At 71.9% G+C, this 19,294-nt stretch carries 12 protein-coding genes; 8 read left to right on the plus strand and 4 right to left on the minus strand.

From position 1 onward, the window contains the following. Window positions 1-493: 493 nt before the first annotated feature. Window positions 494-4,489, plus strand: coding sequence for a Pls/PosA family non-ribosomal peptide synthetase (locus J8403_RS34815; protein WP_211126609.1), 3,996 nt, complete (start codon window positions 494-496; stop codon window positions 4,487-4,489). Beyond that, entirely contained in the window at window positions 4,486-5,874 is a 1,389-nt protein-coding gene (locus J8403_RS34820; protein ID WP_211126610.1) for a M1 family metallopeptidase, read from the plus strand. Before J8403_RS34815 ends, J8403_RS34820 begins: the two co-directional genes overlap by 4 nt. A 98-nt stretch (window positions 5,875-5,972) precedes the next feature. Here J8403_RS34820 and J8403_RS34825 read toward each other — a convergent pair whose 3' ends face one another. After that, window positions 5,973-6,365, minus strand: a complete 393-nt coding sequence (locus J8403_RS34825) for a winged helix-turn-helix transcriptional regulator (RefSeq protein WP_211126611.1) — start codon at window positions 6,363-6,365, stop codon at window positions 5,973-5,975. A 90-nt stretch (window positions 6,366-6,455) separates the two neighbouring features. On the opposite strand from J8403_RS34825, the gene J8403_RS34830 reads away from it, so the two are divergent. From J8403_RS34830 to J8403_RS34840, 3 genes are all read left to right on the plus strand, one after another. Next, on the plus strand, window positions 6,456-7,388 hold the full coding sequence (locus J8403_RS34830; RefSeq protein ID WP_211126612.1) for an NADP-dependent oxidoreductase: 933 nt from the start codon (window positions 6,456-6,458) through the stop codon (window positions 7,386-7,388). Between the two features lie 197 nt (window positions 7,389-7,585). Continuing rightward, window positions 7,586-8,233 (plus strand): DUF4232 domain-containing protein, encoded by a 648-nt coding sequence (locus tag J8403_RS34835; protein ID WP_211126613.1) that lies wholly within the window; start codon window positions 7,586-7,588, stop codon window positions 8,231-8,233. A 127-nt stretch (window positions 8,234-8,360) separates the two neighbouring features. After that, window positions 8,361-9,314 carry a phosphotransferase family protein gene (locus tag J8403_RS34840; protein WP_211126614.1) on the plus strand — a complete coding sequence of 318 codons (954 nt, stop codon included), beginning with the start codon at window positions 8,361-8,363 and terminating at the stop codon, window positions 9,312-9,314. Between the two features lie 54 nt (window positions 9,315-9,368). On the opposite strand, the gene J8403_RS34845 is transcribed toward J8403_RS34840, so the two are convergent. Beyond that, the gene (locus J8403_RS34845) at window positions 9,369-10,622 is read right to left on the minus strand and encodes an MFS transporter (protein WP_211126615.1); all 1,254 of its coding nucleotides are present in this window, start codon (window positions 10,620-10,622) and stop codon (window positions 9,369-9,371) included. A gap of 270 nt (window positions 10,623-10,892) precedes the next feature. Beyond that, a complete protein-coding gene (locus J8403_RS34850; protein ID WP_211126616.1) occupies window positions 10,893-12,032 on the minus strand; it encodes a PQQ-dependent sugar dehydrogenase in 1,140 nt (379 codons plus the stop codon). Between the two features lie 208 nt (window positions 12,033-12,240). Here J8403_RS34850 and J8403_RS34855 point away from each other — a divergent pair, with 208 nt between their 5' ends. Further along, entirely contained in the window at window positions 12,241-12,807 is a 567-nt protein-coding gene (locus J8403_RS34855; protein WP_211126617.1) for a class I SAM-dependent DNA methyltransferase, read from the plus strand. Window positions 12,808-12,834: 27 nt separating this feature from the next. Here the strand turns inward: J8403_RS34855 and J8403_RS34860 are convergent, their stop codons facing one another. Beyond that, window positions 12,835-14,787, minus strand: a complete 1,953-nt coding sequence (locus J8403_RS34860) for an oxidoreductase (RefSeq protein ID WP_211126618.1) — start codon at window positions 14,785-14,787, stop codon at window positions 12,835-12,837. Window positions 14,788-15,095: 308 nt separating this feature from the next. Between J8403_RS34860 and icmF the strand changes: the two genes are divergently transcribed. Together icmF and J8403_RS34870 are read left to right on the plus strand one after the other, a co-directional pair. Next, the gene (gene icmF / locus J8403_RS34865) at window positions 15,096-18,326 is read left to right on the plus strand and encodes a fused isobutyryl-CoA mutase/GTPase IcmF (RefSeq protein ID WP_211126619.1); all 3,231 of its coding nucleotides are present in this window, start codon (window positions 15,096-15,098) and stop codon (window positions 18,324-18,326) included. A gap of 40 nt (window positions 18,327-18,366) precedes the next feature. Then, complete coding sequence (locus J8403_RS34870) at window positions 18,367-19,227, plus strand: 3-hydroxybutyryl-CoA dehydrogenase (protein ID WP_211126620.1); 861 nt, start codon at window positions 18,367-18,369, stop codon at window positions 19,225-19,227. Window positions 19,228-19,294: the final 67 nt, after the last annotated feature.

The raw sequence follows: 19,294 nt of genomic DNA on the forward strand, positions 1-19,294 counted from the left end.
AACAGCCCGCGCTCGGGGAGCGGTGCCCGCCCGGACCGCGGCCGCTGTGAGACCGCCCACAGGGCCGGGGCCCCGTCGGGCCGCGCCGCCGGGCCGCGGACGGGACCGGAGAAACCGCCTCCCACCAGGCGCGATACGAGAGGAACCGCGGCGGACGGGAACGGCGTGCCACCGTGCCGCGCGGCCACGGGCTCGGGCCACCGAGAGCCCGGAAGGCGGGGGGTTCCTGTTAACGCTGGGTAAACTGCCCGTTCGGCGTATGCGGGCGCCGGTTCGACCGGAGGGGGCGGAAGATGCCCGCCCGGCCATCGGCGCCCGCGATTCGAGCCGGCCGCCGGACGGCCGTGCCGAGTGGTCGCCCTCGCGGAAACCATCAGCCGCGAGCGGGTGTTCGGGACCCGGCTCAGTGTGGAGCCGGATGGCAGAGGCCGATGGTCCGGGTTGACCGGGCGGTGTCGCCGAACATTCGGTTCACCGACTGCGGAGAGGCCGGATGGCCGTAATAGACGAGTCCCAAGCACTGATCGACGAGCCCCGAGCACTGATCGACCCGCTGCCCGCACCCGCCGACGAGGAGCCCGCGGTACCGCCCGCCCTCTTCCCCGGGCGCGGCGCGCACGCCGAGCGCACCCTCATGGACGTCCTCGGAGAGACGGCCCGCCGCCACCCGAACGCCCCCGCCGTCGACGACGGCGGCCAGGCGCTGAGCTACCGGGCGCTGCTCGCCGAGGTGGAGCGGGCGCGGCTGCGGCTGGCCGAGGCGGGCGTCGGTGTCGGGGACCGGGTGGGCGTCCGCGTCCCGTCCGGGACCGCCGACCTGTACGTCGGGATCCTGGCCGTGCTGGCCGCCGGTGCGGCCTATGTGCCGGTGGACGCGGAGGACCCGGACGAGCGGGCCGAGCTGGTCTTCGCCGAGGCCGGGGTGAGCGTGGTGCTCGGCGCCGGGCTGGAGATGACGGTGTGCGGCGCGCCGCACGGCGCTCCCGGCCGCCCGGGGCCCGGCGACGACGCGTGGATCATCTTCACCTCCGGATCGACCGGCAAGCCCAAGGGCGTCGCCGTCACCCACCGCAGCGCGGCCGCCTTCGTGGACGCCGAGGCCGGGCTGTTCCTGGCCGACGAGCCCATGGGACCGGGCGACCGGGTGCTGGCCGGGCTCTCGGTGGCCTTCGACGCGTCATGCGAGGAGATGTGGCTCGCCTGGCGCAGCGGCGCCTGCCTGGTGCCGGCGCCCCGGTCGCTGGTGCGCACGGGCGTCGACCTCGGCCCCTGGCTGGTCGAGCAGGAGATCACCGTGGTCTCCACGGTCCCCACGCTGGCGGCGCTGTGGCCGGTGGAGGCGCTGGACGACGTACGGCTGCTGATCTTCGGCGGCGAGGCCTGCCCGCCGGAACTGGCCGAGCGGATGGCGGTCGAGGGCCGCGAGGTGTGGAACACCTACGGTCCGACCGAGGCCACCGTCGTCGCGTGCGCCGCGCAGCTGACCGGCGAGGGCCCGGTGCGGATCGGGCTGCCGCTCGACGGCTGGGAGCTGGCGGTCGTGAACGCCCGGGGTGAGGCCGTGCCCATGGGCGAGGTCGGCGAGCTGGTGATCGGCGGGGCCGGGCTGGCCCGGTATCTCGACCCGGCGAAGGACGCCGAGAAGTACGCCCCGCTGCCGTCGCTGGGCTGGTCGCGGGCGTACCGCAGCGGTGACCTGGTGCGCGCCGAGGAGGAGGGGCTGCTGTTCGTCGGCCGAGCCGACGAACAGATCAAGCTGGGCGGCCGCCGGATCGAGCTGGGGGAGGTGGACGCCGCGCTGCAGGCGCTGCCGGGCGTGGCGGGCGCCGCGGCCGCGGTGCGGACGACCAAGGCGGGCCACCAGCTCCTGGTGGGCTATGTCGTGCCCGAGGAGAGCACGGCGGAGGACGGCGGCGAGGACACCGATACCGGCTTCGACCAGGCGGACGCGCTGGAGCGGCTGCGCCAGGCGCTGCCCGCCGCGCTGGTGCCGCTGCTCGCGGTGGTCGGCACGCTGCCCACCCGTACCTCCGGCAAGGTGGACCGGGCGGCGCTGCCCTGGCCGCTTCCGGGGGTCGGCACGGACGGTCCGGCGGACGAGCTGACCGGGACCGAGAGCTGGCTGGCCGAACTGTGGGGCGAGGTGCTGGGCACCCCGGCGACCGGTCCCGGCGCCGACTTCTTCGCGGCCGGCGGCGGCAGCCTCGCCGCCGCCCAGCTCGTCTCGCGGATCCGGGACCGCTACCCCAGCGGATCGGTCAGCGACATCTACCAGAACCCGCGGCTGGGCGCGCTCGCCCGGACGCTGGACGCGATGCGGGGCGAGGCGACGGCCGGGCGCACCGTACGGCCCGTGCCCGCGCGCACCGGTGTCGCGCAGACGCTGCTGATGCTGCCGCTGCTGACGGTCGCCGGGCTGCGCTGGGGCGTGGCCGCGGCCGCGGTCTTCAACGTGCTGCACCTCTGTGGTGCCGCCCCGTACGCGCCCACGCTCTCCTGGTGGTGGATCGCGCTCGGCTGGCTGCTCTTCGTCTCCCCGCCGGGCCGGATCGCGATCGCCGCGGGTGGTGCCCGGCTGCTGCTGCGGGGTCTGAAGCCGGGCACGTACCCGCGCGGCGGCGGCGTCCACCTGCGGCTGTGGACGGCGGAGCGGCTGGCCGAACTGAGCGGTGCCACCGGCCTGTCCGGCAGCTGGCTCACCCACTACGCCAGGGCGCTGGGCGTGCGCGTCGGCGACGACGTCGATCTGCACGCGCTGCCGCCGGTGACCGGGATGCTCAAGCTCGGCAAGGGCAGCGCGGTCGAGCCCGAGGTCGATCTGTCGGGCCACTGGCTCGACGGCGACCGGCTGCGGATCGGCCGGCTGCGGATCGGCGCGGGCGCCACGGTCGGCGCCCGCAGCACGCTCTTTCCCGGCGCCCGGATCGGCAAGCGCGCCGAGATCGCCCCGGGGTCCGGAGTGACCGGCGCGGTGCCCGCCGGGCGCCGCTGGGCGGGCGTGCCGGCGGCCAAGTCCGGCAAGGCGGCGCACCATCGGCCCGAGGGCCGGCCGGCCCGCACCCGCCGCTGGGCGTTCGTGTACGGGCTCACCTCGCTGGGGCTGACCCTGTTGCCCGCACTGGCGCTGCTGCCCGCGCTCGCCGTCATCACGCTGTGCGTACGGGGCACCCGCGACGCGGGCACGGCGCTGCTCCACGCGCTGGCCGCCGTGCCGCTCGCGACGGTGGCCGGAATGGTGTGCTACGCGCTGTTCGTCCTGGCCGGGGTGCGGACGCTCGGCCTCGGCCTGCGCGCGGGTGACCACCCCGTCCACGGGCGGATCGCCTGGCAGGCATGGGCCACCGAGCGGTTGATGGACATGGCGCGGGTGCATCTGTTCCCGCTGTACGCCAGCCTGTTCACCCCGGTGTGGCTGCGGGCGCTCGGGATGAAGGTCGGGCGCGGGGTCGAGGCGTCCACCGTGCTGGCCCTGCCGTCGATGACCACCGTCGGCGACGGCGCGTTCCTCGCCGACGACACCATGGTCGCCTCCTACGAACTGGGCGGCGGCCGGCTGCGGATCGCGGAGTCGCGGGTCGGCAAGATGGCGTTCCTCGGCAACTCGGGGATGGCCGTGGGCGGCAGTTCGGTGCCCAAGCACGGCCTGGTCGGCGTGCTGTCCGCCGCGCCCAGGGGCGCCAAGGCGGGCAGCTCATGGCTCGGGATGCCGCCGATGAAGCTGCCGCGGGCGGCCGAGGAGGGCGACCAGAGCCGAACGTACCGCCCGGCGCGGCGGCTGAAGTGGGCCCGCGGCGCGGTCGAGCTGTGCCGGATCGTCCCCGTGATGGCGGGTGCGGCGCTCGCGGTGCTGGTGCTGGCCGCCTTCGGGACCCTCGCCGCACGGTGGGGCTTCGCCGCGGCCATGGCGGCCGGCGGGGTGCTGCTGCTCGCGGGCGGCCTGGTCGCGTGCGCCGTGGCGGTGCTGGCCAAGTGGCTGCTGATGGGCCGGTTCCGGGCAGCCGAACGCCCGCTGTGGAGCTCCTTCGTGTGGCGCAACGAGCTGGCGGACACCTTCGTGGAGGTGCTGGCCGTGCCGTGGCTGGTCGGGGCCGTGCCAGGGACGCCGCTGATGAACTGGTGGCTGCGGGGCCTGGGCGCGCGCGTCGGGCGCGGGGCGTGGTGCGAGACGTACTGGCTGCCGGAGGCCGATCTGGTACGGATCGGCCCGGGCGCGAGCGTGAACCGGGGGTGTGTGGTGCAGACCCATCTCTTCCACGACCGGATCATGCGCATGGACCGGGTGGTGCTGGAGGAGGGCGCCACCCTGGGCCCGCACGGCATCGTGCTGCTGGGCGCCACGGTCGGCGGGTGTGCCACGGTGGGTCCGGCCTCGCTGGTGATGCGCGGCGAGACGCTGCCCGCGGGCACCCGGTGGCTCGGCAACCCGATCGCGGCGTGGCAGCCGGAGAAGACACAGGACATGCGGAAGACGGAGGGTACGGCGAAGTGAGCAGGGGCAAGAGCGGCCGGGCGCAGGCCGCGCCCGGCGGCGCCGCCGGGGCGGACCGGTCCGGGGACTCCTATCTGCCCGGGCACGGCAACGGCGGCTACCGGGTGACCCATTACGACCTGGAGCTGACCTACCGCCCGAACACCGGCCGCCTCTCGGGCCGCGCCCGGATCTCGGCGGTCGCCGAGCCGGGCGCCGCGGGCGAGCCGCTGTCCGGGTTCAGCCTCGACCTCGGCGCGTTCCGGGTCGACGGGGTGCTGGTCGACGGGGCCCGCGCGGCCCGCTACACCCACCGGGCCGACAAGCTGCGCATCCGCCCGGCGCGCCCGCTGCCCGCCGGGACCCCGTTCACGGTCGAGGTGCGGTACGTCGGGGTGCCCCGGCCGGTGAAGACCCGGCACTGGGGCGACCTGGGCTGGGAACAGCTGGAGGACGGGGCGCTGGTGGCCGGCCAGCCGATCGGCGCGCCGTCCTGGTTCCCGTGCGACGACCACCCGGCCGACAAGGCGTCGTACCGGATCGAGGTGACCGCGCCGTCGCCGTACACGGTGGTCGCCGCCGGGACGCTGGACTCGTGCACGGTCGGCGCCTCCACCACGACCTGGGTGTACGAGCACCCGGCGCCGATGTCCAGCTATCTCGCCACCGTCCAGATCGGCCTGTACGACCTGGTCGAGCTGACCGACGCGGCCGTGAGCCCGGTGTCCCAGCGGGCGGCGGTACCGCCGCGGCTGCGCGAGCGCTTCGACCACGACTTCGCCCGCCAGCCCCGCATGATGGCCGCCTTCGAGGACCTCTTCGGCCCGTATCCCTTCGACGAGTACGCCGTGGTGGTAACGGACGACGAGCTGGAGGTGCCGGTCGAGGCCCAGACGCTCGCCATCTTCGGCGCCAACCACGTCGACGGGCAGCGCGGCTGTGAGCGGCTGGTCGCCCATGAGCTGGCCCACCAGTGGTTCGGCAACAGCCTGAGCGTCGCCGACTGGCGCCACATCTGGCTGAACGAGGGCTTCGCCAAGTACGCCGAGTGGCTGTGGTCGGAGGTCTCCGGCAGCCTCCCCGCCGCCACCATCGCGGCCCGCACCAGGGCCAGGCTGGCGGATCAGCCGCAGGACCTGCTGGTCGCGGACCCGGGCATGCCGCGGATGTTCGACGACCGGGTCTACCAGCGGGGCGCGCTGACGCTGCACGCGCTCCGTACGGTCCTCGGCGACGACACCTTCTTCGCGGTGCTGCGCGAATGGACGGCCACACACCGCCACGCCACCGTCACCACCGAGGAGTTCACCGCGCTCGCCGGACGCCGCGCCGCACAGCCTCTCGACGCGCTGTTCACCGCCTGGCTCCACGCCCCCCGCCTGCCGGAACTCCCCGGCCCCAGGTGATCGGCTCCCACGCCCCGGGCGGGGTGTGGTGTGCCTGCGGACCGGGCGCGGCCGGGCCGATACCGAGGAGTGGCGGAGCGGAGAGGATGCCCAGCGCGCTAGCGAGGGCCCGGTTCGCCGGGGGCGACCGGCTCGGGGTCGGCGTCGAGCGCGTCGAGCACCGCCTCGCCGTTCGCCATCGCCCACTCGGTCAGCATGTGGATCGGATCGATCAGCGTCGCCCCGAGCGGGGTGAGTTCGTACTCGACGCGCGGCGGCACCTCGGCGTAGGCGTGGCGGCGGATCAGGCCATGCGCCTCGAGCCGTCGGAGGGTCTGGGTGAGCACCTTGCGGGAGATGCCGCCGATCAGCTCGATCAGCTCGCCATGGCGCACCGGGCCCCGGCTGAGGCCGTAGAGCACCACCGCCGTCCACTTGTCGCCGATGAGCTCGACCGCCAGACGCGCCGGGCAGTCGGCGAGAAAGGGACCGCCGGGACCGAAACCGCTCATGGCGCCAAAGGTACCTCCGCCAGAGGCACCTGCCGGTTCCTATAGGAAACCTAGCCTGGGTTCTCTCCCCCCTCCCGAGCCAGGAGAGTCATGCGAGTCATCACCCAGCAGACGCTCGGCGGTCCCGAGGTGCTCACCATCGTGGACGCGCCCGAGCCCCAGCCCCTCCCGACCGAGGTTCTCGTCCGCGTCAAGGCGATCGGGCTCAACCCGCTGGAGGCGCTCCTGCGTGCCGGCGAGTTCCCCCCGCTGCTCGGCCGGCCGCCGTTCGTCCTCGGCTGGGACATCAGCGGCGTGGTCGAGGAAGGGTCGCTGACGTATCGGTTCAGGCCCGGCGACGAGGTGTTCGGGATGCCGCTGTTCCCGCGGGCGGCGAGCGCGTACGCCGAGGTGGTGTCGGCGCCGGCATTGCACCTGGTACGCAAGCCGGCCGCGCTCTCGCATGGAGAGGCCTCGGCGCTGCCGGTCGTCGGGCTGACGGCGTGGCAGGGCCTCGTCGACCTCGGCGGTGTGACCGAGGGCGACCGGGTCCTGGTCCACGGCGGTGGTGGCGGGGTCGGCCACGTCGCGATCCAGATCGCGAAGGCGCTCGGCGCGCACGTGATCGCGACCGCCAGTGGGAGCAAGCGGGAGTTCGTCGAGGGCTTCGGCGCCGACGAGGTGATCGACTACACGGCGGTCGACTTCACCGAGGCGGTCCGCGATATCGATGTCGTGCTCGACACGATCGGCGGCGACACCGCCGAGCGGTCGCTCGGCGTGCTCCGCCCGGGCGGTCACCTGGTCACGGCGGTCGCCGAGGAGGACGCGGAGCTCATCGCACGGTACGAGGCGGCCGGTATGCGCTTCAGCGGTATCGCGGTCGACCCCGATCCGGTCGCGCTGCGAGGTCTGGTCGAACTCGTCGAACAGGGCCGGCTCCGGGTCCATGTGCAGGAGACGTTCCCGTTCGAGCGCGTGGCCGACGCGCACCGGCTGCTCGACGGCGGTCACCTCCGGGGCAAGGTCGTCCTCACCGTCTGATCCCTCGTGGGGCCTCGCGTGCGGGAGGCCCAATGAGGAACGGCCGCGCCCGGGCGTTCGTGTAACAGGGCTGTATCAGGGGGGAGGTTGGGCGGAACGTGCGGCGGGCCGGGCGGCTCCTGCTGATCAGAAACGCTCGCCCGTACCGACGTGTACCGAGCGGGCGGCACCCCCCAACCAGTACTGAGGAAGAAACGATGCGCGTTCACAAGCTCACCTTCGCGGCCCTGGTCGTCGCCGCGGGTCTCTCGCTCACGGCCTGTCAGAACGACGATGACGGCTCGGGGAAGAGCGACCCGTCGTCCGCGTCCAGTGCGTCTTCCTCGGGCGGCGGTTCGGGCTCGGGCGGTTCGGACCAGGGCGGCGGGAAGGACTCCGGCGGGCAGGGCACGGCCGCCGGGACCGGCTCCGACGAGAACGGCGAGGTCGGCAAGTGCCGCACCGACGAGCTGGAGATCACGGCGGCGGACCACACCATCGACGGCGACGGCGAGGGCACCGTCGCGGTGACGCTGAAGAACGGCGGCGGCCGGGACTGCACGATCTCCGGGTTCGCGGGCGTCGACCTGAAGACCAGCGAGGGGGCGCTGTCCGCGAAGCGCAGTGGTCAGCCGGCCGACTCGCACATCCTCAAGGACGGGGAGTCGACGTACTTCGGCGTCAACTACCCGATCAACGACTCGGGCGGCTCCGGCGTCCGCGTCACGGGGCTGGTGGTGACCCCGCCGAACGAGACGAAGTCGGTCACCCTCGACTGGCCGGGCGGCGGCACCCTGCCCGTCACGGACGGCTCCGGCTCCCCGGTGAAGGTCGGCCCGATCGGCGGCATCGGTCAGGGCGGCTGACCCGCACCTCCCAGGGTGCCCGGGCAGCGGCGCGCCGCTGCCCGGGCACCCGCCGGTGCGGAATGACGCGTAACGGTGATGGGCTGGGCGTTCGCGCATGCCACCGTCCGGATGGTGAGGTGGCACGGTGACCGACCACGATGAGGCGGCGGCCCTCCGACCGCTGACACTGGCCTGGGTGAGCCGGCACCTGGCGGCCGGCGAACGGATCGTCGGAACCCAGGCGCTGCACGGCGGCATCACCGCCGACATGCGCAGGCTGACCATCGGCACGCGGGACGGAGACACCCGTCATCTGGTGCTGCGGACCTTCGTCGGCAGGGAGCACGCCGAGGACTGGCTGCACCGTGAGTCCGGCGCCCTGACCCTGCTCACGGGGACCGGTGTGCCGGCTCCTGGACTGGTCGCCGTCGATCCGACCGCCGCGCAGTGCGAATATCCCTCGCTCCTCATGACACATCTGGCGGGCCGGACGGTCCTCGAGGAGGAGGGATTGGAGACGCGCGTCCCTCTGCTGGCCCGGCAACTCGTGGCGATCCACGCGGTGCGCCCCGCCGTTCGGCCCCGGGAGTACGTGGCGTTGACGACCGCCGACACCGTCGTGACGCCGAAGGGCGCCGACGCGGCGGTATGGGCCGCGGCCATCGACGTGATCCGCGAGCCCCCGCCGCCCTATGAAGGGCGATTCCTGCACCGGGACTTCCAGCCCGGCAATGTGCTGTTCGACGTGCCGCCGTCACGGCCGGCGGATGCCCGCATCAGCGGCGTCGTCGACTGGGCGGGGGCCTCCTGGGGCCCGGCGGATCTCGATGTGGCGCACTGTTCCACCCATCTCGCGCTGCTGCACGGCCCGGCGTGGGGTCTGCGGTTCGCCGAGGCGTACGAGGAGGCCGGCGGGGTGCTGGCCGCGACCGCGAGCGAGCGGCTGTACTGGCGGGTGCGGGACGGGCTGGCGTGCTCGGAAGAAGTGCGGTTGGTGTCGCGGCCATGGCGGGAGGCAGGGAGGACGGAGCTGACGACACGAGCCGTGGAGGAGCGGCTGGATGCCTATGTCACCGCCGTGATGGACGCGCTGGGCTGAGCCACGACGGTCCGGGGCGCGGCCCCGTGACCCACACCCGCGGGGGAGTGGCTGCTAGCGGTCGGTGAGCGATCGGCGCTTTCGGCTTTGCGTACGCCGGAGGCCGTTCGCCGAGCGGCCGGTGGCCGGTCGGCCACCGGTGAGGAGAACCATGAGGGCCACGACCGCCATCACCGCGGACATCGTGGCGAAGCCGGTGGAGAAGGTGGCCACTTGGGCCGCCAGGCCCAGCATCAGGGAGCCGAGTCCGGTGCCCGCGTCGTAGCCGATGTTCCACGCGACGGATGTCGTATGCCGGTTCTCCGCGCCCGCGTAGGTGAACGCCTGCACCAGCGTGAGGCTCTGCAGCCCTCCGTACGCCGCTCCCAGCACGACCAGTCCGGCCGGCAGGACGAGGACGGGGACCCTCTCCGATCCCACGGCCAGGGCGATCAGCGCCAGCCCCGCACACGCGGCCGAGGCGAGGACGCCGCTGATCGGCCGCAGAGCGATCCGGTCGGCCAGTACTCCGCAGCCCCAACGGGAGACCGCGGCCGTGGCGGTGAGGGCGAGCAGGGCCGTGGCGGCCAGCGCCGGGGTGGTGGTGAACTGCGGAGCGAAGGTGAGTACGGCACCCCCCGCGGCCGTGACCAGCAGCAACACGGTGAGCGGGAGCAGGATGCGCCGGAGCACCGTGGTCGCGGGGGCGGGATCGCGTGGCCGGCTGTCCTCTGGCGCGGGGCCGCCGATGCGGGCCTCGACGACGTGGCCGAGGGATCGTGTCCAGGGCAGCGCCAGGACGGGGAGTGCGCCGCACGTGATGATCGCGGGGAGGGCGAACGTGTCCACCAGCCAGGGCGCCGCCGGGGTGAGGGCGACCTGGGGGAGGGCGACCGCGAAGCCGTAGAGCCCGATGGCCGCACCCTGGCGTCCGCGCGGGGCCAGCGCGGCCGCGGCGGTGGAACCACAGACGGTGACGATGCCGAAGCCCACTCCGCGGAAGGCCGTGGTCAGCAGGATGGGCCACAGGTGGTCGCTGAGGGCTTGCAGCGGGGCGGGCAGGCCGAGCAGCAGGGATCCGAGCACGAGGGTGCGGGTCCAGCCGAGGACGCGCAGCGCCGCTTTGACGCACAGCTGGGCCAGGACGGTGGCGGCCATCAGGACGGCGGTGACGAGCCCGGCACCGAACTCATCCGCTCCTCCGCTGACCGCCCATGCCGGGGAGACCGGCAGCAGCAGGGCGAACCCGGAGAAGCAGCAGAGCACCACCATCAGCAGGTGCGGTATGCCCGGGGCCCGGATGACGGATTCTTTCGCGCGCCCTGACATGAACCTCCTCTGGCCCTGATCTTCGAGGCGGACGGTCATGATCAGATGGCAGGTCCCGCCGTCGTCGCCGCGGTAGGTGTGGGGGCGTCGCCGTCGAAGGTGGCGGTCTGCCCGGCTTCGACGGGATGCCAGTCCTTCCGCTGATGCTAAGGGATGGGCTGTGCTCGCACTGCTGCCGGCGAGCCTGCACGTCGCCGCCCTTCAGCGCAGCGGAAGGGCGGCGACGTGAACCGGTGGCACGCGCCACTCGGCCGCGTCGTCCGGTTGTCGTTACACCGGGTCGATGCGGGAGATGCTGCCGCCTATGGCGAGCACGTACAGCTCGCCATCGCCGCCCTGCGCGAACGAGATGACCTCGCCGCCGTTGACGCCGAGGTCGTTCGCGCCGGTCACCTTGCCGTTCTCCATCTGCAGAGAGCGGACGGTGCCGTCGCAGTAGTCGCTGTACACGTACTGACCCTTGAGGTCCGGGATCGCGTTGCCTCGGTAGACGTAGCCGCCGGTCACCGAGCAGCCCAGATTGGTGCGGTCGTATTCGTGGACCGGCGGCACATGGTTCGCGGGCTCCGTGCCGCCGCGGAAGGGATGGGTGCCCTCCATCTGGGACCAGCCGTAATTCTCGCCGCCCTTGCTGTTCGCCGGGGCCCAGTCGATCTCCTCCCAGTCGTTCTGGCCGACGTCACCGATCAGCAGGTCGCCCGTGCCCGCGTCGAAGGAGAACCGCCACGGATTGCGCAGCCCGTACGCCCAGATTTCGTCCTTCGCGTCCGGGTCGTCCACGAACGGGTTGTCCGGCGGAATCGCGTACGGCTCGCCGCCGCTCGGGTCGATCCGCAGGATCTTGCCGAGGAGCGTGTCGAGTTTCTGCCCGTTGCCGTGCGGGTCGCCACCCGCGCCCCCGTCGCCCAAGGCGATGTAGAGGTAGCCGTCGGGGCCGAACTTGATGTCGCCGCCGTTGTGGTTCGAGTACGGCTGCGTCTGGGTGAGGACGGTGCGCCGGGTGTCCGGCTGGATCTTGCCGTCCCGCATGGCGAACTCGTCCACGGTGCTGGTGCCTTCGAGGTTCGTAAACGAGATGTAGAAGTGCGCGAATTCCTTGTCGAACGCGATGCCCAGCAGGCCGCGCTCGCCGTCGGTGGTGGTCTCGTCGGAGATGTCGAGGACGGGTTCGCCCAGTCCCTGATCATCCAGAACCCTTACGGTGCCCGGGCGCTCGGCAATCCAGACCGTACCTCCGGGACCGGCGGCGCCGGCGGTCGGATTCTGGGCCGTGGCCACCTTCTTGAGCGCGACCTTCGCCGCTGCCTGCCGTGGGGCGGCGGGCTGGTCGGCGGAGGCCGTGGTCAGGGCGAGGGAAGCGACGAGGCAGATGGTGCCGATGATCGCCGAACTTCTGGTGCGAACTTTCACCGTGATCCTCCTAGAGGCGGTGAATCGGGGGGTCACCTGGCTGCTTGGGCAGGTTCAGGGGGCGTCGCCCGCGCCAGCACGCAACCTGGGTGGGGGGATGGTGTGCTACTGGCCAGGAATGAGAATACTGGGACGGACGGGCTTGGTATAGACCAGAACGCCACCCGGCTATCGCCCCGCTGCCCCACGCATGTGACACGCTGGCCGCATGAGCGTGAGCACGAGGTGGAACGGTGACGAGTACCAGTCGCGGTTTGACCGCATCGCCGCCGAAGGCGGGGACATCCACGGTGAAGCCGCGCTGGTCCGGTCCTTCCGGCCCACCACGGTCCTCGACGCGGGGTGCGGTACCGGCAGGGTGGCCATCGAGCTGGCCCGTCACGGGATCGACGTGGTGGGCGTGGACACCGACGAGTCGATGCTCGCCACCGCCCGGCGGCTGGCCCCGGAGATCCGCTGGCATCACCAGGATCTGGTCGACCTCGACCTGGGGTTGTCCTTCGATGTCGTGGTGCTGGCGGGCAATGTCCCTCTGTTCACCCCGCCGGGAACGGAACCGGCCCTGGTGGCCGGGGCGGCGGCCCACGTACGCCCGGCGGGGCGTCTCGTCGCGGGTTTCGCCCTGGACCGCGGTTACACACTGGACGACTACGACGCGCACTGCCGTGCGGCGGGACTCACCCTCGAAGCCAGGTACGCGACGTGGTCCCGCGACCCTTACACCGACGGGAACTACGCCGTTTCCGTGCATGGCAAGGTGCATGGCAAGCCCTAGCGCTGATTGCCAGGGGCCGGAGCGCCCTCACCGCGTGGACGCCATACCGTGTCGTAGCGCGGAGGCGATTCTCGCGGCGGCTTCCCGGCCCTCGGCGATCGCGTGTGCGACACGTCGCGGCACCACGGCGTCGCCGATGGTGAGCACCAGGGGGTTGGCGCAGTCCGGGGCGGTGCGTGGGCGGCGTTCCCCCACGACGACGACCTGGTCCGCCGCCACCGTCGTGGTCCCTCCGGAGGCGTGGTGAGCGACGGCGACGCCCTCGGGGCCGATGCCGGTTGCCGTGCACAGCGGCATGATGTCCAGGTCGCAGGTGCCTGACAGCCGTTGCAGCAGCTGGACGCGGCTCTCGGGCGGGATGGCTCCGGCGAAGGCCGTTCCCGGGGTGACGAAGGTGATGCGGGGAACTCCCGCGGCCACGGCCAGTTCCACGACATCGCATCCGGGCCACCAGCCGAATCCATCGTCGGCCACCAGCACATGGCCGGCACCGGCCAAGGACGCGACTCCCCGCGCCAGCGCGGCCGACGACCCCACCGCCCCGGCCTCGACCAGCGGTGACGTCTCCACCGCTCCCGTGGCCAGCACCACGGCGTCGAACGCGTCGAGTCCACCGCCCGGCTCCGCGGTCCGCCCCAGCCGTACATCGACACCCATGGCGGACAGCGTCCGTTCGTAGAAGCCGAGCAGTGCGCCCCACCCGGCGCGGTGGGGCGCCAGGGCCGCCGTGGAGAGCTGTCCGCCCAGCCGGTCGGCGGCCTCGAAGAGGACGACATCCGCCACTTTGGCGCGGGCGAGGCTCAGCGCGCACTCCAGGCCCGCGGGTCCCGCCCCCACGACGGCCACGCGCCGTCCGGTGACGCGTGGCGGCTCCCATGCGCGCACCAGCGGTGCGGCGGGGCGACGCGGTTCGCCGGGCGGTGCGAGGTCCGGGTTGACCACGCACAGCAGTACCGGGTCGAACGTCCGGCAGTCCTCGTTGCAGGCCACGCAGGGCCGGACCTCCGTCTCACGTCCCGTGAGCACCTTGCGCGGCAGGTCCGGGTCGGCGATGAGGGCGCGCGCCATGCCCACCAGATCGGCTCCGGCCGCGAGGGCGTCCCCCACCGCGGCCGCGGTGCGGAAGGCGTGCGACGCAACGAGCGGCCGGGTGATGAGCGACCGCAGACGCGCCAGGTCGTCCAGCACCGGAGGGCGCTCGGTGGCCATGTCCCGGACGTATGTGGTGCGTACGCCGACGGTGACGTTGACGTAGTCGACCAACGGATCGACGGCGGGCAGCAGTTCGGCCAATTCGTCCGGGCTCAGTGCCACGTCCTCCGACGCGTCGACGCTGAGACGGACGCCCAGCGGTGCGGCGGGCGACAGTCCGCGTATCGCGGCGATCACACGTTCCAGCACCTCGAGCCCGTCGCGGCGCGGGTTGGTGCGTGGCGAGAGGAATTGCTCCAGCAGGTAGCCGTGGGCGGCGTGGAGTTCGATCCCGTCGAACCCGGCCGCCAGGGCGTGGGCGGACGATACGCGGAACGCCTCCACCACATCGTCGATCTCGCTGCCGAGCAGGGCGCGCGGCGCTGTCGGCTCGCGGGGAGAACGTACGGCCGAGGGAGCGACCGGTGCGTAGTACGACGGTGCGCCGAGTGTCTCCCGGCCGAGATGGACAAGCTGGCAGACGGCGATCGCGCCTTCGGCGTGGATGGCGTTGACCCGCGCTCGCAGCGGCTGGACCGCCTCCGGGCGATGGAGCTGAAGGATGTTTCCCTGCCGTGGCGCGGACTCCGGCGCCACCGTCGTACCGCCGCAGATCAGCAGCGCCGCGCCGCCGGCCGCCAGCCGGCCCCAGTACTCGGCGTCGCCCCTGAGCGGCAGCCCGTCCCGTACGAAACCGCTGGCGTGGGCGGTGGCGACGAGCCGGTTGCGCAGGGTCAGTGAACCGAGGGTCAGCGGTGCGGCGGCGGCCGGAGGGTGTGATGCGGTCACGGCGCCTCACTTCTGGGGAAGGGCCATCCGGGCACGCTCCATGAAGGGCGCATGGTCGAACCTAATCGAGTTCAAAGTTAGAGGTGGCCCCGGGGTGCCGTCAATCACAGGACCTGAGCTGGTGGACTGATTGACGATGCGATGTGCCCTATCTAGTCTTCGAACTGAAGTGAGTTCACTTACCGTCAATGCGGCCGGCTCGCCCTCGCGGGCTGTGCTGCTCTTCACACCGCCCCCGCCTCCAGTAATTTACTAGGACGTCCTACTATCTCTTCAGTCAGCGCCCTGACCTGTCTGGGAAGGCCCTCATGAGTGATCTGCACCGTCCTGCGCACCCCGTCCGCCTGGTCACCGCCTCGGCGCTGTTCGACGGGCATGACGCGTCGATCAACATCATGCGGCGGATCTTCCAGTCCCAGGGCGCGGAGGTGATCCACCTCGGTCACAACCGGTCGGTGCGGGAGGTCGTGGACGCGGCGCTGGAGGAGGACGCGCACGGTGTCGCGGTCTCGTCCTACCAGGGCGGTCACGTGGAGTACTTCGAGTACCTGGTGGAGTCGCTGCGTGCCCAGGGGGCGGAGCACGTCCGGGTGGTGGGCGGTGGTGGCGGCGTCATCGTGCCCGAGGAGATCGACCGGCTGCGCGGCAGCGGAGTGACCATCTTCTCCCCGGAGGACGGGCAGCGGATGGGCCTGGCCGGGATGATCAACTCGGTGATCAAGGACTGCGACTTCGACCTGTGGGACGGCAGGCCGGCCGACATCGCCGCCCTGCTCGCCGGCGACCGGTTCGCGATCGCCCGCGCCATCACCGGCGCCGAACTCGGCAAGCTGTCCCCGGACTTCCTGGAACAGCTGCGTGCGGCCGCGGCGGCGCGGGTCACACCGGTGCTCGGCATCACCGGCACCGGCGGCTCGGGCAAGTCGTCGCTCACCGATGAGTTGGTGCGCCGGTTCCGCGTCGACCAGCAGGACAAGCTGCGGGTCGCGGTGATCGCGGTCGACCCGACCCGCCGTCGTGGCGGCGGTGCGCTGCTCGGCGACCGGATCCGGATGAACTCCCTGGACGGGAACCGGGTGTTCTTCCGGAGCCTGGCCACGCGCAACAGCCGTGAGCTGCCGGAGCACCTGGCGGATGTGATCGACGTGGTGAAGGCCGCCGGGTTCGACCTGGTGATCGTGGAGACGCCGGGCATCGGCCAGGGCGACGCGGCGATCGTGCCGTTCGTCGACACCTCGATGTATGTGATGACACCCGAGTTCGGCGCGGCCTCGCAGCTGGAGAAGATCGACATGCTCGACTTCGCCGACGTCGTGGCGATCAACAAGTTCGAGCGGCGTGGCGCCAAGGACGCGCTGCGCGATGTGGGCCGTCAACTGGTCCGCAACCGCGAGGCGTTCGGCATGCGGCCGGAGGAGATGCCGGTGTACGGCTCCTCGGCGGCCACGTTCAACGACGACGGTGTCACCGCGCTGTACCAGCATCTGAAGGGCACGCTGGCCGAGAAGGGGCTGCCGCTGACCGAGGGCCGGCTGGCGCCCGTCGATGTGCGTCACTCCTCCGGTATCCGGCAGGTGGTTCCGGCGGAGCGGGTGCGCTACCTCGCCGAGATCAGCGAGCTGGTCCGCGGGTACCACGCCGAGACCGACCGGCTGGCCGAGTCGGCCCGACGGGTGCAGCGGCTGGAGGCGGTGGAGGGCGAACTCGTCGAGGTCGGCTCCGACGCCGGGAATGTGCGGTCGCTGCTCGAGGACGCCCGCCGGAATCTCCCGCACGAGGTCACGGAACGCATCGAGAACTGGCCCGCCGTCGTGGCCTCGTACTCCGGCGACGAGCAGATCGTGAAAATACGGGACCGGGAGATCCGCACCACGCTCACCCGCGAGTCCCTGTCCGGCAACAAGATCCCCCGGGTCGCGCTGCCCCGCTTCACCGACCACGGGGAGCTGGTGCGGTTCTGGCGCCGGGAGAACCTGCCCGGCCACTTCCCGTTCACCGCCGGGGTGTTCCCGTTCAAGCGCGATGGCGAGGACCCGGCGCGGATGTTCGCGGGCGAGGGCGACCCGTTCCGTACCAACCGGCGTTTCAAGCTGCTGTCCGAGGGCCAGCCGGCCACCCGGCTGTCCACCGCGTTCGACTCCGTCACCCTCTACGGCCGTGACCCGGACGAGCGCCCGGACAACTACGGCAAGGTCGGCACCTCCGGGGTGTCGGTGGCGACCCTGGAGGACATGAAGGCGCTCTTCGACGGCTTCGATCTGGTGGCGCAGACGACCTCGGTCTCCATGACCATCAACGGACCGGCGCCGGCCATCCTGGCGTTCTTCCTCAACACCACGATCGACCAGCAGATCGAGAGGTTCCGGACCGCCGAGGGCCGCGACCCGTCGCCCGAGGAGGCGGCCGAACTGCGTGCGCACGCGCTGGGATCCGTGCGCGGCACGGTGCAGGCCGACATCCTCAAGGAGGACCAGGGCCAGAACACCTGCCTGTTCTCCACCGAGTTCTCGCTGCGGATGATGGCGGACATCCAGGAGTGGTTCATCGCCAACAAGGTCCGCAACTTCTACTCGGTGTCCATCTCCGGCTATCACATCGCCGAAGCCGGCGCGAACCCCATCAGCCAGCTGGCCTTCACCCTGGCCAACGGCTTCACCTACGTCGAGTCCTACCTCGCCCGGGGCATGCACATCGACGATTTCTCCCCGAACCTGTCGTTCTTCTTCTCCAACGGCATGGACCCCGAGTACTCCGTGCTCGGCCGGGTCGCCCGCCGGATCTGGGCGGTGGCGATGAAGGAGAAGTACGGTGCGAACGAGCGCAGCCAGAAGCTGAAGTACCACGTCCAGACCTCCGGCCGCTCGCTGCACGCCCAGGAGATGGACTTCAACGACATCCGCACCACGCTGCAGGCGCTCATCGCGATCTACGACAACTGCAACAGCCTGCACACCAACGCCTACGACGAGGCGGTCACCACCCCCACCGAGGACTCGGTCCGCCGGGCCCTGGCCATCCAGCTGATCATCAACCGCGAGTGGGGTCTGGCGATGAACGAGAACCCCCTGCAGGGGTCGTTCATCATCGACGAGCTCACCGATCTGGTGGAGGAGGCCGTCCTCGAGGAGTTCGAGCGGATCAGCGAGCGCGGCGGTGTGCTCGGGGCGATGGAGACCGGCTACCAGCGCGGCCGTATCCAGGACGAGTCGATGCTGTACGAGCAGCGCAAGCACGACGGCACCCTGCCGATCATCGGCGTCAACACCTTCCGCAACCCGCATGCGGACACCGCCGAGCCCGACGCCATCGAACTGGCCCGCGCCACCGAGGAGGAGAAGCAGTCCCAGCTGGCGCGGGTGCGGGACTTCCAGGCCCGCCACCAGGAGACGGCCCATGCCGCGCTGGCCGCGCTCAAGGACGCGGCGATGAGTGACCGCAACGTCTTCACCGTCCTCATGGACGCCGCCCGGGTCTGCTCGCTGCAGCAGATCACCGACGCCTTCTTCGAGGTCGGCGGCCAGTACCGCCGCAACGTCTGACCAGCCCCGGCACACCACCACCCCCCGGATTGGATCTCAGATGGATCCCGTTACCCGTCTCGGCGTCGTCGGCTGCGGCCTCATGGGCTCCGGCGTCGCCGAAGTCGCCGCCCGGCACGGCATCGATGTCCGTGTCGCCGAAGCCACCCCGGACGCCGCCGAGGCGGGCCGCCGTCGTCTGACCGCCTCCCTCGGCAGGGGCGTTCGGCGTGGCAAGCTCAGCGAGGAGGAGCGGGACCAGGCCCTCGCCCGGCTGTCCTTCACACATGACCTCGGTGAGCTGTCCGACCGCCAGTTCGTCATCGAGGCCGTCGCCGAGAACCGCGACATCAAGACCGATGTCCTGCGCGCCCTGGACAAGGTGGTGGAGGACCCGGCGGCGATCCTGGCCACCAACACCTCCTCGATTCCCATCGTCGACCTCGCGGTCGCCACGGAACGGCCCGCCCAGCTCATCGGCATGCACTTCTTCAACCCCGTGCCGGTGCAACAGCTGGTCGAGGTGATCCCCGCGCTCACCACCAGCCAGGAGACCGTGCGGCGCACCCACGACATCGCCCAGCAGCTCGGCAAGCAGGCCATCCAGGCACCCGACCGCTCCGGCTTCGTGGTCAACGCCCTCCTGGTGCCCTACCTGCTCAGCGCGGTGCGCATGGTGGAATCGGGTTCCGCCGTCCCGGACGACATCGACCGGGGCATGGAGCTCGGCTGCGCCCACCCCATGGGACCGCTCCGGCTGCTCGACCTCATCGGCCTCGAGACCATCCAGGCGGTGGCCGAGTCGATGTACGAGGAGTTCAAGGAGCCCCTGTACGCACCGCCCGCGCTGCTGCGCCGCATGGTCGCGGCGGGCCATCTCGGCCGGAAGAGCGGACGTGGCTTCTACATCTACGACGCCTGAGATCGACGCCTGACATCGTCGCCTGACATCGACCCCGTGGCGCCGGAAAGCCGCGCCGCGCGATGCG

The sequence above is a fragment of the Streptomyces yatensis genome, from assembly GCF_018069625.1.
GTDB lineage: Bacteria > Actinomycetota > Actinomycetes > Streptomycetales > Streptomycetaceae > Streptomyces > Streptomyces yatensis.